Annotated in this window: 15 protein-coding genes; 12 read left to right on the top strand and 3 right to left on the bottom strand. The window is 31.6% G+C overall.

The window, feature by feature from the left end; genetic code table 11:
* Positions 1 to 4: 4 nt before the first annotated feature.
* Positions 5 to 916 carry an ABC transporter ATP-binding protein gene (locus IPO86_02000; protein MBK9726870.1) on the bottom strand — a complete coding sequence of 304 codons (912 nt, stop codon included), beginning with the start codon at positions 914 to 916 and terminating at the stop codon, positions 5 to 7.
* Between the two features lie 607 nt (positions 917 to 1,523).
* Here IPO86_02000 and IPO86_01995 point away from each other — a divergent pair.
* From IPO86_01995 to IPO86_01940, 12 genes are all read left to right on the top strand, one after another.
* Positions 1,524 to 3,842, top strand: a complete 2,319-nt coding sequence (locus tag IPO86_01995) for a hypothetical protein (protein ID MBK9726869.1) — start codon at positions 1,524 to 1,526, stop codon at positions 3,840 to 3,842.
* Positions 3,839 to 6,091 carry a hypothetical protein gene (locus IPO86_01990; GenBank protein MBK9726868.1) on the top strand — a complete coding sequence of 751 codons (2,253 nt, stop codon included), beginning with the start codon at positions 3,839 to 3,841 and terminating at the stop codon, positions 6,089 to 6,091. The genes IPO86_01995 and IPO86_01990 overlap by 4 nt, the downstream gene beginning before the upstream one ends.
* An 89-nt stretch (positions 6,092 to 6,180) precedes the next feature.
* On the top strand, positions 6,181 to 7,482 hold the full coding sequence (locus tag IPO86_01985; protein ID MBK9726867.1) for a hypothetical protein: 1,302 nt from the start codon (positions 6,181 to 6,183) through the stop codon (positions 7,480 to 7,482).
* A gap of 364 nt (positions 7,483 to 7,846) precedes the next feature.
* Positions 7,847 to 11,230: a T9SS type A sorting domain-containing protein gene (locus tag IPO86_01980; GenBank protein MBK9726866.1), complete on the top strand. Its 3,384-nt coding sequence runs from the start codon at positions 7,847 to 7,849 to the stop codon at positions 11,228 to 11,230.
* A gap of 551 nt (positions 11,231 to 11,781) precedes the next feature.
* Positions 11,782 to 12,585 (top strand): hypothetical protein, encoded by an 804-nt coding sequence (locus tag IPO86_01975; protein MBK9726865.1) that lies wholly within the window; start codon positions 11,782 to 11,784, stop codon positions 12,583 to 12,585.
* Positions 12,586 to 12,606: 21 nt separating this feature from the next.
* On the top strand, positions 12,607 to 13,239 hold the full coding sequence (locus IPO86_01970) for a hypothetical protein (GenBank protein MBK9726864.1): 633 nt from the start codon (positions 12,607 to 12,609) through the stop codon (positions 13,237 to 13,239).
* A 58-nt stretch (positions 13,240 to 13,297) separates the two neighbouring features.
* Positions 13,298 to 13,849 (top strand): hypothetical protein, encoded by a 552-nt coding sequence (locus IPO86_01965; GenBank protein MBK9726863.1) that lies wholly within the window; start codon positions 13,298 to 13,300, stop codon positions 13,847 to 13,849.
* Between the two features lie 22 nt (positions 13,850 to 13,871).
* Entirely contained in the window at positions 13,872 to 14,516 is a 645-nt protein-coding gene (locus IPO86_01960; protein MBK9726862.1) for a hypothetical protein, read from the top strand.
* On the top strand, positions 14,474 to 15,262 hold the full coding sequence (locus tag IPO86_01955; protein ID MBK9726861.1) for a hypothetical protein: 789 nt from the start codon (positions 14,474 to 14,476) through the stop codon (positions 15,260 to 15,262). The genes IPO86_01960 and IPO86_01955 overlap by 43 nt, the downstream gene beginning before the upstream one ends.
* A gap of 68 nt (positions 15,263 to 15,330) precedes the next feature.
* Positions 15,331 to 15,642 (top strand): hypothetical protein, encoded by a 312-nt coding sequence (locus IPO86_01950; GenBank protein MBK9726860.1) that lies wholly within the window; start codon positions 15,331 to 15,333, stop codon positions 15,640 to 15,642.
* Positions 15,643 to 15,741: 99 nt separating this feature from the next.
* A complete protein-coding gene (locus IPO86_01945) occupies positions 15,742 to 16,365 on the top strand; it encodes a response regulator transcription factor (GenBank protein ID MBK9726859.1) in 624 nt (207 codons plus the stop codon).
* Between the two features lie 342 nt (positions 16,366 to 16,707).
* Positions 16,708 to 16,857: a hypothetical protein gene (locus IPO86_01940; GenBank protein ID MBK9726858.1), complete on the top strand. Its 150-nt coding sequence runs from the start codon at positions 16,708 to 16,710 to the stop codon at positions 16,855 to 16,857.
* Between the two features lie 52 nt (positions 16,858 to 16,909).
* Here IPO86_01940 and IPO86_01935 read toward each other — a convergent pair whose 3' ends face one another.
* Together IPO86_01935 and IPO86_01930 are read right to left on the bottom strand one after the other, a co-directional pair.
* Positions 16,910 to 17,302, bottom strand: a complete 393-nt coding sequence (locus IPO86_01935) for a DUF1801 domain-containing protein (GenBank protein MBK9726857.1) — start codon at positions 17,300 to 17,302, stop codon at positions 16,910 to 16,912.
* A gap of 189 nt (positions 17,303 to 17,491) precedes the next feature.
* The gene (locus IPO86_01930) at positions 17,492 to 18,244 is read right to left on the bottom strand and encodes a hypothetical protein (protein MBK9726856.1); all 753 of its coding nucleotides are present in this window, start codon (positions 18,242 to 18,244) and stop codon (positions 17,492 to 17,494) included.
* Positions 18,245 to 18,313 lie beyond the last annotated feature (69 nt).

Here is an 18,313-nt window from a genome sequence, read left to right as displayed (position 1 = left end):
TCAATCAGGAAGCTGTAAGTTTAAGAAAATAATCCTCCAGGCGTCTTTTATAATGGAGTGCATAAATTTTAATCTCAGGATGTCTAAGTAATTCATTGACAATTGGAATTTCCGCTCTTGATAAATGGCATTGTATTTTATATTGATCAATAATATTTAAACCACAATCTGGAAAGCGTTCTAATATTTTTTGTTTTGCAAAATGAACATCCGATATTTCTACATTTAATATTAAATCCTGATCACTCATTAAATCATTTACTTTCCCCTGTACTATAGATTTGCCCTTATTGATAATTACCATTTCATCGGCTACTAATTCAATTTCACTAAGAATATGGGAAGAAAGCAGGATCGTTTTCTTTGTTTCTGTTTTGAGTTGTAGAATCAGTAATCTCAAATCAATGATACCCTGTGGATCCAAGCCTGTTGTTGGTTCATCCAGGATTATCAATGCTGGGTCATGAATTAAAGCTTGCGCTAAGCCAAGTCGCTGTTTCATTCCATGGCTAAATGTTTTTACTTTATCCGAAGCGCGATTTGATAAGCCAACCAATTCCAGGATTTCATGGATTCGATGTTCTGTTGGATTTACTTTGTTAAGTTGTGCTAATATTTTCAAATTGTCTTTAGCTGAAAGAAACAGGTAGAAATCAGGTTTTTCAACAATACTTCCAATATGGGACATGATTTCAGATCGCTGCGTTTTCAGATCTTTATTAAAAATGCGAATCGTTCCTGAATCCGGAGAGATCAAAGAAAGCATCATTCGCAAACAGGTACTTTTTCCTGCACCATTCGGACCTAAAAAACCAAAAACAATATTATGATTTACATCCAGATTCAAACCATCAATGGCTTTGATATGACCATAGGATTTGTTCAATCCTTGCAAACTAATAATGGGAAACGACATCGTATTAAATAACAGTATTTTAGGCTGATATGTTGTAGTGGAAATCGTATTTTTAAAAGCTTAAATTGATTTAATGCTATTAGATTTTAGCGCTATTATGAACTCAATTCTAGCCAATGGATGGTTTGGAGCCTTACGTTATTTTCAATTCTTTCATATTTCGATTCTCAATGCTCTTGCATATAGATTTCATTGTTAAAGTCTGGATATTCTACTAACAAAAGTTATATAGAGAGTCTGGAAAATGGATTGCAACTTTGCTTTTGATATTTGAAATGATTGATAAATTAAGTAGTTGTGTAATCTGTAAAAAATTGAGATCCTATTAATTATAAAGGGTAAACTTTTATAGGAGCCCATTTTAGGATTTATAATTTGTTTGAGGAATGAAAGGATTATAAAATATATTCCAGGATAAAGGGTCAAATATCAAATGTAATTTTATATCTTCACGTAGATCAAGAATATATATCAACAAGGCAAAGAAGCAAACCACAGAATGTTCGTATCTTAATATATTAATTCCTTAACATTCTGATTGTAATTGGAAAGATATCCAATGTATTTAAGTTTATTGAGTTAATTATAGTTTTAAAATATACTGTATATGAATACGCTCGTAATAGATATTGTGATTGGTTTGATTTTTATTTATTTAATTTATAGTATTTTCATTACCATCGTTGGTGAAATGATTGCTACCTGGTTGGGTATGCGAGCCCGGATGCTTCGTCAGGGAATTTCCAATCTACTTACGGATACAAAAAAACAAAAGCCAGTTAAGAATATCCTTGTAAAGTTTATCCAAGATTTTTTTCTGTTCGAACCATTCGATTTTAAATTTACTACAGCTGCAAAGTTTTATGAACAAGCATCTATAAAGTATCTTTCTCTTTCGCAAAAAAAGCTTTGGATGAGCACCAATAAGGTGAAACCATCTTATATATCAAAGCAAAATTTTTCAGCGACACTTTTGAATATGTTGCGCGTCAAAGGTCAGGGTATCAATGAATGGGAAAAAATACGTTTTGCAATTCAAAGGAATGCTTTGCATTTGGAGCCAGAAAGTTTAGATCAATTGAAGGCAATTTTAATGGACTCTAATAATGATTTTCAATTATTTCAGCTAAAAATTGAACAATGGTTTGATGAAATGATGGATCGGGTAAATGGGTGGTATAAACGGAAAATCCAATTTATACTTTTTTGGTTGGGATTTTTCATCATCATGGTGTTTAATGTGGATACTTTTGAAATTGTGCAGTTGCTTTCTAAAGATAGGAACGCAAGAGATCAAATGGTCCAAATGGCAATTGCTGCATCTGATAGTAATTCTATGATATCAAAAGCCATGAAAACTTCAAAAGATACCGCCGTAACGCAGGATCAATTGAAAACTACTTATATGCAGTTAAGAAATGATATAGCGGAATCCCAAAACATACTATCAAGCAGATGGGATTATTCTAGTTTGGCTAAACAAGATAGTCTAAGATGTGAAATGTCGCCAACAGATTCTAAATTCTGGACAGACATACATTATATACAATATTTAATTTATAAAGACTCCTTATTATTTTGTGAGCTTAAACTAAAATCCGACAGCTTAAAATTAGATAGTTTGAAGTATTATAAAAATCTCATGAGCTATTATAATTTAAAATTAGATTCAAATTTGGTTGTAATCTCAAAATTATTTAAGAAAAGAATAAAAGAATTAAAGTCTTTAAACTTTCATTCCAATGGAAATTATCTTGAAGCAAGCGTGACCATTGAACCTGGTTCGTTACAAAAATTCGGGTATATTTTATCTCACCTGAGTCCGCTTAAAAAGAAATTCTGGGGATTTACAATAACTGCTTTGGCACTTTGCTTGGGAGCTCCTTTTTGGTTTGATCTGCTTAAAAAACTTGTAGCATTGCGCGGGGCAGGTATTAAGCCAGAGGAAAAACAACTGAATCAAGGAAATAGTAATCAGAGTCAAAATCCGAATTTAAGCAAATCCAATGGTCTAAGTTTGACAACAGAAGATCCAGTAGAAATTGCAATTGCCCAAAATAGAAAATATTGGGAATCATTGCATGGTTTAATCTCCATCAATAAGAGTGTAATCACAAATAACGGAGTTCAAACACCCGCTGTTGAACTCGTGGTGGACCCTTCATTTGACAAAACCTTGGTGCAAACCCCTATGGATATAAATATTGAAAGTAGGAATGTAAAGGTCCCCATACAATTTGTTATTGGAGAACTTGCTAATTTTTTAGATTCTACAGTAGCGAATGATTTTAATGTCATCAATATGACAACGGGAAGTGTAGGGACTCCAACGGGCTTAGTCATCAATGCAAAAACTGGCAAGAAAGCTGTCTTAAGTTGTGCCCATGTTTATAAAAGTGAATCTTCCTATTTTATTGAAGAAGGAGCAAATCGCATTGAATGCAGCACAAGAAATAATGAGAAATGGGAATTAGGAAAAGTAACAAATTTGGTAATGTCTAATTTTATTGATGCAGCGATTGCAGATACCTCAGATGCTGCAATTCTTAAGTTAAATTTATTCCCTATTAAAAAGTTTAGAGAAGTAAGTCGACTGGATATGGCCAAACAAAGTGCAGTGTTTATAAAATCCGGTGAGAATGCAGATATTCCTGGAAAAATTTACCACAGTGAAAAGGAATATATCTTTACAGATGGTCTGCATCTATATAAAATGTATAATCTTATCATGATTGGAAATTTAAATCAGGAATCAACAAATTACTTAACAAAAGCTGGTGATTCAGGTGCGCTTGTAGTAGATGCAAATCAAATTCCTATAGGAATTATTATTGGTGGTGCTTTACTTGATAACCGGCACTTTAGTTTTGCAATTAAAATTAAGGATGTCTTTGAAGTTTTACAATTAAAATGCTGCGAATCATGAATACCATTTCAAAATTAAAATGTCTAGTATTTATTTTAGTATTTGTGCTTATTCATAGTAAGCAAGCACAGAGTCAAAATGTAATTAATTTAAATTGGAATGTTGAGGAAGATGCCAATATTGAAGTGTATATCTCAGATTCTTTCTCTATTAAATTAACGAAGATTAAGGAAAAAGATTCATTAGATATTAAAGTTGGCGGTTGGACTTCTAACAGACAGCCGGTATCGTCTAATGCTCAGATTTTAATTTCAAATAAAGAGATCCAATTTGGAAGTGTGAAGCGAATATTGAAACAGGAAGATAAAGTTGAATTTTTTTTAGTCAGAACACTAAAGCTATATAAAATAGAATTTAAGATTGGTACTGAATCAACGGACCCTAGAAGTCCAGGATTAGTAAGTCCTGAATCGTCTATTTATAATGATGCGCTGAATTTATATAAATCTACAAGTACTGTAAATTCGAAAAAGATTTTAGCCAAATATGAACTCCATAAATTAAACATAACTACAAACAATTTTCTAAGAGAATTTATAAGTTTGTATGAAGAAGCTGGAACAGAGAGTGAAAGTCCCATTAATAGAAGCTCAAAATCCGAAAGTGGTTTAGGAGGATTAGATGTTACATTGTATGCCGATGCGCTCGCTAAATTTTTAGTAAAACGAACCAAAGAGGAATTGACTATCAATTTCTTTCAGAAATTTAAAGAAACGATCGAGTCTAATGATTATAGGGATTTTCAAAGTCTATTTCAACATACCTATGGGACTTTATTAGTTATAGGAACGGAGATTTATAATTACCAAATGTATTTATCTACATTACGCCAAAATTTTGAAAAAGATTTATCCTTATTGCCAGATAATGTAACAAAAATAATAGATAACCATAGGCCATTTTTTGATCAATATCCGCAATTAGAAACAAGCTTAAATCTTTCTTCTGCATTTTCAATTGCAATTAGAGATGGAACGCATCCAGCACAATTTTTAGAAAATTTGGATAACTTTCAACTTAGAGGATTAGATCCAACATTAACTGGGCTTATTCAAACGCTTAAATTATTTTCAGTTTCATTAAAGAATAACGATGCTGTTGGAAAAAGATATTGGATCGATTCAAAAGAACTTTTGCCATTAGTTAGAGACATTAAATTTCTAAAAATATTTTTAGGTCTATTTTTACAGGATGTAAAGCGAGCACAAATTACAATCGCCGGAATCGCAGTGGACTCGATGCTAAATCAAGTTGGCGAACAATATAATCTCTATGCTCCCATTTATCAAACGTTTTTAAAAAACCTGACAGGAACTACCGATCGATTAAATAGAATTCTTGAGAATTCAAAAATTACAACTAGTCCGGAAGACAAACTGGAAAATGTTTTAAGCTATTTTGATGTCTGTATGCAATTGATGGATAACATTGCAAAAATTCCAAAATTATTGCCAGCTAATATTTCGGCAGACATTTTCAATCCAGATGCACTTAAGAAAATAAATCATTATATTGACATTTCAAGAAATTCGATTCAATTAATTAGTCATATTAATAACCGTAAATATTCTTCTGCTATATCAAACTTGACAAGTCTTTATGATTTAATATTCTTAGAAAATGAAAGTAAATTAGATTTTGAAATCAATAAGAAGCTGCGCAATAAACTTCTTAAATATGGAAACTTTATGGCAGCCATGTCAGAAGCTGAGAATTCAGACCAGGCAGCGGAGATTATAGAAACTTTTGCACTCCCTGCAGGTTCTGCCAGAATTAAAAGAGAGACCTCCTGCAATATTGCTTTGAATGCTTATTTAGGTCCGTTTATCGGAACGGAGCGCAATATTCGCGTCAATGATACATTTGAATTTGTTTGGGGATTGACAGCTCCCGTTGGAATTTCTTTTAGTGCGGGAAAACTAGGTAAGAATGAGGGAAAAAAGGGAGGTAAAAGTTTAAGTCTTTTTTTTCCAATTATAGATATAGGTGCATTAACTGCATTCCGTTTTCGGGATAATGAATCTTCAATTCCTAAAATCACGTTTGCAGAAATATTTTCACCAGGAGCCTTTTTGTCTTTTGGATTTGGAAAAACGCCAATATCTGTAAATGCTGGATATCAAATAGCACCCTTATTAAGAACGGTTGGACCAGAAAATAATATTTCAAAGCTGGATTATTATGGGCGTTTAAGCTTTTCCGTTTTAGTAGATATTCCGCTTATGAATTTTTATACTTCAGACAACTGATGTCGATACTTTAAAGTATTCAGATGAATGGTAATCAATTTTTATATGTATTTTAAGAACTTGTAATTTGGAAAAATTAAATCATCAATATGAATGAATTTGAAAACGGCAGACAAGCGGTTGTATTGATTCATGGAATGGGAAATCAATATCCAATGGAAACCCTGCGAAGCTTTGTTAAGAATCTTAGTACTGAAGATCAGATTATATATAGTAGCCCAAACAGGATAACAGAAGATCTGGAACTTCGCAGATTAAGTTTTGATGATAAGCCTTTTGATTTTTATGAATATTATTGGGCTCACCATGTAAAGGTTCCTGGCATGGCTGATGTTTTAAGCTGGTTATTTAAATTATTATTTTTTAAAAGTCCATCCAATCGTTTAGGAAAATTCGTACCAATCCTTCGGGGTTTTGTCGTTTTAATGAGTATTCTAATTATTTGGTGGCTGAATCATTATGAGTTTAAATCCGAAGTGACAATTTTCCAGGTTTCAATTTATGGTGTTGGAATTTATCTATTGTGGAAAATTGTACTTCCTTTATTAAAAGGTTTATTTTCAGAAACAGTGCTTCAATATTTAGGTGATGTTGTAAGATACACAATTGCTTCTCCAGAAAATATTGATACCCGCGATAAAATACGAAAAGGTGCATTAGATCTATTGCGCAAATTGCATGAGCAGAAATCATCGTCAAATCCAAACAAAGCAAAGTATGGTAGGATTGTAGTTGTTGCACATAGTCTTGGAAGTATTGTAGCATATGATGTTATGGCAAGTTTATTTGCTGAGTATAATGCAGTACATGGGCATATTACGGATACTAAAATCCTAAAACAGGATGCGTTGGATGAGAACCTGAAGTATATTGAAAAGGGGAACGTAAGTTCAGAAAAATATATGGAGCATCAATTAGAATTATTTTTTGAACAGAATAAATTAAGAAATCCCTGGAGGATAAGTGATTTCATTACAATCGGTTCTCCATTGACCCATGGATCTTTTTTATTAACGAAAAATGAGGAGGATTTTAAGCTGAAGAAAGAACAGCGGGAGTTTCCTACCTGTCCGCCAGTAATTGATTTAAAAGATAAGCATTTTGCATTTCATTTAGATTATATATCCGAAAGTGGAGAAAAGAGGACGCTTAAGGTTTTACATCATGCTGCTTATTTTGCAGCCACCCGTTGGACGAATATTTATTTTAAGAATGATTTTATAGGTGGACCTGTTTCCTTAAATTTTGGGCCCGGGATCAAAGACATTCAAGTTCTTGCGAAAAATAGTTTCGTAAAATCAATTCCACTCGCATCACATACGCATTATTGGGATAAAAAAAATCCGGAATCTATGGATGCTATCCGGGAGATTATTTATGGAAAGGAATAGCATTTAATGCAGATTAAGTCTGTGAAATTGCACAAGATTCCTGTTCATAAAATATAAAAAGTAATCTTGTCGATTTATGAGAATACTTGGATTCGATATTTATTTTATTGAATTCCTGAATGGAATTTTCTAAGTGAAACCTTAAGATTGCTAGTACTTCCCTTTTAATTTATTCAATTCTTGCGATTTGTTCCGGAGTCCATTTGTATAAGCTCCTAAATTTTTATTTGATTTCATTTTTTTGAATTGTTCTAATCACATTTATCTACTGGTCTATAACAAAAGTTATATTTCAAGACCTTTCTCTCCATTCTACTTTTACGACGTGATTTAAATTTTTTAATTAACTATTAATTCAATTAAAATGAAACCAATTTTTACATTTCTAGTTTTATGCTTCCTATACAGTATAGGATTTTCTCAGAACAACTGTTCTACTAAATGTCCAATTCCATTTTTGAATTGGGAATCAAAACAATGTGAGCACTATGAGAATTTAAGCCTTAGTGATCCTTTGATTACGAATGATTGGGAAGTTTATCCAGCAAGTCCAAATTATCGTCCGAAAGCAGCGGGCATAAATTATGGCACGTTTGGCACTCAATCTCTTGCTTTTGCTGATTTTTATTATGGAGGAACACCAGTAGACAATAATTATCATTTGCGAATTGATCCGCAATCCTATCGATTTAGTTATGACATGTTGTTTGAACAAGGTTGGAAGGGCCAACTTAGTATGTTAGATGCTAATTACAATTTAGTTTTAACTTTTGAATTTTTAGGTAGTGGAACGGCAAATATTAGAAATGCAAATGATGCTATTATTGGAAAATTTAGTTATCCGTTAAAATCCTGGTTTAACATGAATTTATATTATCATCAAAGTGGATCCATTGAAATATTTAGAAACAATTATAAAGTATTTAATGCTACGAATATACCCAACACAAAATCCACTTTTCCTTCGATTGCAAATTTTTATGCTAACAGAACAAATGATGCCTTCCTTTTGGGTGGTGTGTGTTTAACAACCAGCAAATTTATATTAATCACCTGTTCCCTTGATTATAATCCGGTATGTTTAAATGGCACCAATGAAGAGGTAGGCACAAATGGATGTTGGGCGGGTCAAGCAGGCTATTTAGGAACAGAGTATCATCCTTGCAGAAATGCTTTGGATCCGTGTGCCGATTGTGATGATTGTTTCAGTTATCTTTTTGATTGTGTTGATCCAAGAATTATCCATTTGACGAGTAGTTATTGCGAAGAAGTTACCCCTACGAATGGCCCGGAAGGCACAGCGGTACTTGAAGAATTTGAGTGGGAGTTTAAAAATGAAAATAATGTTATCATTCAGCCTGAATATTTAAATGGCACAAGTTCTCTTTCAATTAATCCATCCTGTAAGATTCCAATTTCAGGTACGTATCTTATTTGTTTTAAAGTATTTAGATTCACAGGATCTGGAAGAATTAAAATTTACGAATGCTGTTATTTTGTTAAAATTGGAAAACCTTGTACAAGTTCACCTACGGTTTATATAAATTCAACAAATCCGAATAGCAATTCTGAAGTTTCATTTACACAAGTGTCGACAGATGCAGAAACATTCAGTTGGAGAGTGGATGATCAGAATGCCTATATTAATAATGTAAGTACCACGGCCTCTACTTTTAAGTGTAAAATACCAACAGGAAAGGAATGTATCAATGTTTGTTTGACAATTGGAAATGGTTGTGGAATGATTTATAAATGTGTTAAAATATGTAGGCCTAATCCAAATTGTGGCACGAAACCATCACCACATCCTCCCATATTGTATCAGTTAAATCAAAATGCCGAAGTTAGTTTTCTGAATGTTCCACAAATGGATACCTATGAATGGACTTTGTCAGAAGGTTGTACGTTTACAGGAGGGACAACAAGCAATTCAAAAAACCCTATTTGCAAACTACCGGATCCAAGTTGTTCTTATATGATTTGTTTAAGAATGTTTTCTGGAAGCTGTTATCAATGTTGCTATTGCTTCACAATAAAACCACAACCTGTAAGTGTAATAAGTTTTGATCCGGATGAAATGGCATGTGTAGCAGCAGGACAGGAAGTATTAGTGCCAGTGCGTGTGAAAGGATTTACAAATGTAACTTCATTAGATCTTACGTTTGTATTAAATCCAACCACGGTAGCTGATTTTATCGATGTAGTAGGTGGTCCAAATATCAATTCCAGTACACTTGTTAAATTATTAACCGGTACTTCCAAAATGAAAGTAGCCTGGGCGGGAACTTCTGGTTCCGGAACGACACTAAATGATAATGATATTTTCTGTTATTTAAAGATCAAGATGAAAGGAGCTGCAAATTCTATGGCAACAATTTCAATTGATGGTACCAACCATATTGTAAAGCAAAATCGGGTAACGGTTATCCCTACCTTAAAAACGGGAAGTGTTTGTGTAAATGGTTCTTATACTATTTGTGGTAAAATTACACGAGAAGACAATCTGGGTATTAAAGATGCAAATGTTGAATTAACGGGTTCAGTTAATCAAACGGTGAAGACAGATGCTTCTGGAAATTATTGTTTCACGAATGTACCGGCAGGAAGTTTTACGATCCGTCCAAGAAAAAATATCAATTTTGGAAATGGAGTGGAGATTGCAGATATTTCTGATATTCAAGGGCATTTGTTAGGAACCTTTACGTTGCCATCACCATATAAAATGATCGCGGCAGATGCTGATAACAATCGTTCTATAACAGCGACCGATATTGCGCGAATTATTCCAGTGTTTTTAAATAAATCACAGCCATTTGCAGCAGTAGAAAGTTGGCGTTTTATACCAAAGTCATTTGTATTTCCGAATGCAAATAATCCATTTCAGGCAACATTTCCGGAATCGATTTCATTACAAGTTAGCAAAAACGAAAGCAATCAAGATTTTACAGGTATAAAAATGGGAGATGTAGATTTAGATAATGATCCGCAAAAAATTGTTGGAGGAGATCGCGAAATTATTAAAGGAAATCAAATGGTTTCAAGAGCAGCACCTGTGATTGATATAAAATTAGATAGTATAGGCGTTAAACCTGGTGAAAGTGGATTCATTAAAGTAACAGCAAAAGGCTTTACTAAAGTGATAAGTTTCGGATTCTCAGTTTCCTGGCAGGAAGCTAAAATTAAATTTAATCAATTGCTAAATTTAAATCCAAAATTAAACTTAAGCTCTGGTCATTTTAATATAAAAGAAGTAGAGAAAGGTAAATTAGGAGTTACCTGGTTTATTTTAAATAATGAAGGTATAACGCTAAATGATAATGAGGTTTTATTTACCATTGAATATACAGCTATTGGGCAAGATAAGGAAGAATCTAAAATCAGTTTTACTTCAAGCCCTACTCCGATTTCTTTTGCAGATGGACAATCAAACTTTACTGTAAATTCAAAAAATGGTGCTATAACAATAGACAAGAATATTGTTGCATCAAAAGATTTTAACGCAACTATTAAATATCAATTATGGCCATCACCTGCAGAGAAGGAACTTTTTATATCCTTTGAAACAGCGATACAGGAGAATTTGAAGTTAGAACTCTTCTCTACAGATGGGAAAGTGATTCCGGCAAACTATGAACGTCGTTCTGAAGCTCTTATTAAATTAGATGTAGAGCATTTAACGAAAGGTTTGTATTACCTAAGAATTAAAACAGATAAAGGCCTGACTGCTATTCCTTTTACAAGGATGTAATACAATTAGAATTGGTGATTAATGATAAGAATCATAAATACTGTTTGGGGTACCATTAATATCTGTAAATGAATACGGAGTCAAATCCCAACAAAAGCCCAGAGTTGTGGTACCCTTTTTTAAAGCAGTGTGGATTACAATAGATCAGAATCATATTTTGAAAATTAAATTTCAAAAATATTTTAAACTGAGTTTATTAAAAAAATGTAGCGAATCAGAATTATATATTGTAAGAACTTCGATTTTAAAAGTAGATACTATCTAATTATTATTTAAATTTTGGAAAAAATAAAATCTAATTGCGTATTTTAAAAAATAATGGTAATTTAATTTGGAATATATTAAAGCATTCTTATTTTTGTAAATCGCCTGAATAACCAACAGTGGATATATTTTAGTTTTTCTGAGGAGTTTATTAATTATTTTAAGATTGGTAGGTAGTCTTGATTATGGCATTGCTATAAAATATATGGAGTCGTTGTGATCCTAAAATTATTAAAATAAATAAACAGATGCCTCTATTTTTTCAAACACATCTCAATTTTATAATCATGAAATATAAATTTTTTCTCCTATTCAACTTTTGCAGTTTGTTGCTTATTTCTCAAACTCTTGAGATTAATCTCAAGGATCCAATTACCGATTTTACGCAATCGATCAAGGATAATGTAGATTATACTCTTGTTATTAAAAATATGCTTGCAGCAAATTCTTATACCGTTTCTGTAGTTGTTTCTAATGTGGAAAGAGCTCCTTTGTCTTTAGCACCAGTATCTTTTATTCCAGAAAAGCCAATTCATATTGGTAAATTGAAAAAGGACCAGATTGTTACTGTAATAATAATAGAAACAGATGCTACAGGCAAAAAGAAAACCTGGAATTATAAATATATAACTCCAACAAGAGGAAAGTGGATTACTACATTTGGTTATAGTGCCATTTTTGACATTGGTAAAAAGCGAACTTATTATTTAAAAGATACGAATAGTATCTTTAGCATTCGAAAAGATCGCAGCCCAGAATATATTTATTATACACCTTCTGTAATGTTTACCTGGGTAGGAACTAAATATGATAGATATACTTTTTCCTGGACTGCTGGGCTGGGCTTAGATTTTTCAAACCCAACACTTTTTATAGGAGGGGGAGTTCGTTATTATGAAAATATCGGACTGGATATCGGTGTGTCATTACATAGAAAGAAATTTCTAAATGGAAGTTATACAGAAGATCAGGAATTAAAGGAATTTATTTCTGATGAAGCACTTCATAAATTAAAATATATTTTTAATCCATTTTTAAGCCTTAGTCTTCGATTGGATAAAAATCCGTTTACAAAAACAGTGGAAAATTAATCACAATTAAAATTTATTAATATGGAAATTGCAAGTTATTTTTTAATACTTATTATTATTGTACTAATCATTTTGGTATTTTACCAACAATCAAAAATTTCTGAAAAAGCCAGGAAAATAAGTAATCTTGAGCTTGTAAAGAATGCTCAAAAGGATTCAATTGAAAAATCTGAAAAAACTGTATCTGTTCTAGGGTATGAATCTATAAATGATAAGATTTTTGAAATTCCTGAACCAGCTGCAAAAAAAATGGTACAAGCTTACGTTAATGAACTAGATAAATGTAGAAATCCGGGGTCACCGAAACCAAATGATATTGAAAGGTCTGTTTATTTTCCAAATAAAAATATTAGAGAATATTTGGGTGATCATATTACCAACTCACAGACAGTCGGATTAAAAATTTACTTTGGAAAGTATGATTATAATGATACAGATATCTTTAAGTATGTTAGTTCAAAATTAACAAATCCTAATGACTATAATAAATTTAAAGAATTTTCAGAGAATAGATTTTCGGTGATTCTTGCGTTAACAGACGGAAATGGGGAAATTGATTTTACAAAAAAATTACTAAATCTTGGTGGTCTTTGTCCGCCTGATTGTCGTCCTGCAAGATATTCCAATGAAGATCCATTATATCATGGTAATTAGTAAATCATTCAAATCAAGTATTTAATAAAATAATTTTACATAATTCAATATCAAAATCATGAAGAATTCTAAAATAGTATTAATTGCAATTTTATTCGTAACTGTTTTTCTTCTTATGTGTAAAACTGAAAGCAAGAAACCAGCTTCTCAAACAACACAAATATCTCAAGATACAATTAACACTAGTCCCAATCAGAAAAGAATATTGTCTGCTGTAGAAAAGGCGGCTATTCCAATGGATATTCCCAGAGATACAGCTAGAGAACTTATCAAAGAATGGGTTAAAGTAATTGATTCAATTCAAAGTCATAATGATATGGGTATGACAAACATTGAAAGATCTGTATTGGTTTCTAAGGCGGATTTAGTTACTTTTATGAATACGATTCCAGCTGATGGATATTTGAGAATTTATTTTGGATATTACAATAAAAATAATCCATTAATTGCTAAATACCTTGTAGATTATGGAAAATTTGCTACTTATAATAACAGGTTTTCAGTTATCTTAAGTGCAGCAGATAGTGACTTAAATTATTTAGATAGACCTTTAAAAAATCTTGGTGGATTATGTCCACCAGAGATATGTGGAACGGAAATTCCTGAATAATAAGTAAAGGATTAAAATTAGCATGATTTATAAAATACTTTTAGCTATTGCTTTTGTATTATGCCTTTTGGTAAAGAAAAACTCAAAGTTTCAATTGCCTTGGTTCAGATTATTTTTGTTTATTCTAGTACTTGTTGAATTAATTGTAGGTCCATATGTTGGCAAAAATTTTGGAAATAACACCTGGGTTTATAATATATTAATTATTTTGGAAGTCCAATATTTCAGTTTGATGTTTTATTTTCATTTTAGAGAACGGAACTATTCAAAAAAGTTACTTCTTGGTAGTTTTGTGATTTCTGCTGCTTCAATCCTCAATTTTTTATATGGGCAAGGTTACAATACTATCAATACTATAAGTTATAATTTTGGAATGTGTTTTGTTTTAATTTTGATCGTATTATTTTTTTATGATTTAATCAAATTCAATGAGGATTATTTGTTAATGTCGATACCCCTTTTTTGGCTTTCAGTAGGCATTTTACTATTTTATTCTGCTACATTTCCAGTACTCGTATTTCTAAACACGATTATTAATTCAGAGTTACCTTTAGTGGCTCCATTATATTCATTGCTTAAAATTGGAAATATCTTTTTAAGTTTGAGCTATATAGCCGTTTTATTATGTCCCTGGATCTACAAGAAGCAATCTATAGAATTATCTTAACGGCATTTTTGATGCCTGTACTATTATCCGGATTGCTGATCTGGTTCTTGGTTTTTTATCAGAAAAAGAAATATACTCAACAACTAGAAAAAAAGGATCTGCTTTTGAAACAACAAAATTTGATAATTGAAAACCAACAAGCTATTGAAAAAGAACGCAATCGCATCGCTTCCGAAATGCATGATGATTTAGGATCTGGTTTAACAACCATAAAGTATTTGAGTGAACGCGCTTTAAAACAAGCTAAAGATCCGGAAGAGGAAAAACAAGTTAAAAGAATTTCGGAGCATTCCAGCCAACTTGTTCGAAATATGTCGGAAATCATTTGGGCTATGAATACCCGGTATGATACGCTCGAAAATTTATTGGCCTACATTCGTCGCTATGCCTCTGAATATCTTGAAGAGCATGTCATAGCATTAGATTGGCAACAAGAAATCATGGCAGAAGGATTAAAATTAAGCGGAGAAAAAAGAAGAAATGTGTTTCTGGTTTGTAAAGAAGCCTTACATAATATTACCAAACATGCCCAGGCAGATAAAGTTATTATTTCTGCAAAATTTCAAGAGAATTTGCTTCAAATTTCAATAGCAGATAATGGAATTGGATTTGAATTTGAATCGAAAAAAGAACTTGGCAATGGTCTGTTTAATATGCAAAAACGGATGGAGCAAGTACAGGGTAGCCTGAACATTCAAAAACAATCCAAAGGCACTTTACTTATGCTGCAATTTAGTATTTCATAAATTCTGATACCAACAAAAGTTATATGTCTTTTAATTTTTAATAACTGAACTTTGTAAAAAATATTAATATGAAAATAGTAAGTATCTATCTGGATAATCTGATTATTGAAGTGCATAATTCTATCTTAGGAAAAGAAATTATTAAGGTCAATGGAAATATCGTGAGTTCAAAATATTCAATTTTTGGAGCTAAGCATCGCTTTGAACATGAGAATAATGTATATACTATAACCTTTTTTTTAGGCTTAAGTGGAATGCAATTTGATTTATATAAAAATGAATTGCCCATCATCGAAGCTTCTAAACAGGGTTGTGTTAAAATTATTTCAGTACTCCTTGTAATCACATTTTGCCTTTATTTAATAGACCGTTTCTTATAACAAAAGAATTTAAATGAACAAGTTCCTTTATAAATTTAGATTTCGCATGTATTCTATTCCTTATTTTTGTAGTACGCTGGTAGTTAACAATTCGCATTTATGAAAATAGCCATCCTGGAAGATTTGAAAGAAGTATCGTCCATGCTCCACGAATTGTTTAACGAACAGGTCGACATGAGTTGCAATCAATGCTATTATAATGCTGAAGATGCTATGAAATTTTTACCTCAAAATCCGGTAGATATACTTATAGTAGATATTGGTTTACCCCGAGCGAGTGGAATTGATGCCATTAAATATCTGACACAATACTGTCCGGCAATGCAGTTTTGTATGTTTACGGTTTATGAAGATGATGAAAAAATATTTAACTCACTTCAGGCAGGCGCTAAAGGATATATTTTAAAAGGATCGGCTACTAATAAAATTATTGAGGCAGTTCAGGAATTATATAAGGGAGGTTCCCCAATGTCGCCAAGCATTGCCAGAAGAATTCTGGATGTATTTCAAAAATTTAATATTCCTACAGTTAACAAGGAATTACCGATTACTTCAAGAGAGAAAGAATTACTAGAATTCTTAGCGCAAGGTTTTTTGTATAAAGAGATTGCAGATAAAATGGGAATCACAACCGGTACGGTTAAGCAACATATTCATAAAATCTACGAAAAGTTACAAGTGAGCAATCGCACAGAAGCTATAAACCTTCTCAAGGGAAATTGAAAAGGAAATAGTGCTGTATTTTATTCCTTAATTTTTAGTTCAGCAAATTTGACATCAGAAGAATTTGCATTCTCCTTTTTGGGAATGTAATGCATGTCAATATGTCCTTGTGGCAGCCAAATAATTTTAAGTCATCTTACGCCTGGTAACTAGCATATAACAAAAGTTATATTTCTAAGCTCATCAAAGCAAAATATTTTTGAGTTGTAATTATTATACATTTATTTATGCGAAGTAACTGATTGTAGATTCTTCTAATTCGCGAAATAATTTAAAGAGTGTAATAATAAAAATCATTTATAATATTCAATCGTATTCTAATCAAACAAAAATGTATTCAAAATGAAAACGAAACTAAATTTATTCATTCTTGTCCTTTTAATTTTCTTAATGCATTTAAAAATAAATGCGCAAACAGATTTAAAGATGGCGCCGGCAAATCCAAATGCATATTCTTATAGCTACCTGGATTTACTAACAAATGAAAATTAAATTCATTTGACCATTAGAAGCGAAAAGGATTGCAAATGTTATTAAATAAGTACTATTTGTTTTTCTTGTTCAATTTTTCTTTAAGCTTTGCTTTTTCTAAATTTTCCTTTACACGGAATTTCACAATTTTGCTAATCAAGGAAAAGGGAATTGGTTGATTTAATGGAAATTGTACACTGCCTTTTGCTCCTTTATAGATTGAAAGTTCTTTTTTAAAAGTCGCGATTCCCGAACCGGTTGGATAAAATCCAATGTGATTTTTATATGCGCCATAATATATCAATGCACCATGAAATTTATAAGCGGGCATTTGATAGCTAATGACTTCTTCTGCATCTGGAGCAGCTTTTTTTACGGTTTGTCTTAGTTCATTTAAAATAACTTGAACGTCTTCCGGGAAACAAGCGATATATTCATCCACTGTATTGAAGTTCAACTTAAGCATACTTTATAATTTTCAATTATTTACTTATGAAAAACCAAAATATCGATTTTGCATTACAAAGATGCAAAGCATTTATGAAAAACATAGAATGTTTTATGAATTTATATTTAACTTGAAAAAGCAAAATTTATTTGCAAAAGGAGGCTTAATTTTTGCAGGCTTTTATTATTCTATATTGAATTCTTTTTTTTACTTAGAACTGCAGCTTGCTATAAAATCTTTCAATTTATTTAGTTTAGAATATGGAAAATTCAGCCTTATCCCACCATTATCTGTATAAATCCGAAACTCTAAATTTGAGCAAGTAGAGATTAACTTTAAATCTTCTTTGCTAAGCTGAAAATCTATTTTATTATGAATAATATTAAATAGTCTTGTATCCGAATTTGAAACTGGTACAGATATATTTTGAGTATTTGTGGAAGCAGGAATGTCTATTGTATGGCGTTCGCCTTTAGAATCAACAACCGTCTCCGTTCTTGAAGGGATAGTTACCGTGACAGATTCGGTTTTATTTACAGTATGAAATTTTTGTTCTTCATAACTTTGATAGAAATAAGCTTGGTTCTTTATTTTGACGGAAGAAATTAACTCGTTTATTTCATTATATTTTGAAACTTTAAAATACATACTGTCTTGAATTCTTCTTTCATTATAAGTTAGATTCAATTCTAATTTTACATCTAAAAGATCTCCGATTAAAGTATCCTTTGAGTTATAAAAGGTCATTTTTGGCGATCTTTGTATTTCATTATTAGAAGTTTCGTCATCTGCATTTAGAGAAAGATAGTTAATCACAAGCTTTATACTGTTTGATTTTTTATATTCGTCCCGTAGTATATATGGATTTGAATAATAGCGACGATCTTGTAGTGGTGCTTGGCAAGATAGCAAGGATACCAGTAAATATGCAAGAATTATACACTTTGATAAGCTAAGCATTTTGTACTTTTTATAAAGATATTGCATATTTTGAAATTCGTAATCACCTTAACAATATTTAAATTACAA

Source organism: Saprospiraceae bacterium, from assembly GCA_016717265.1.
Classification (GTDB): domain Bacteria; phylum Bacteroidota; class Bacteroidia; order Chitinophagales; family Saprospiraceae; genus Vicinibacter.
This window is presented reverse-complemented; position numbering and strand designations above follow the sequence as displayed.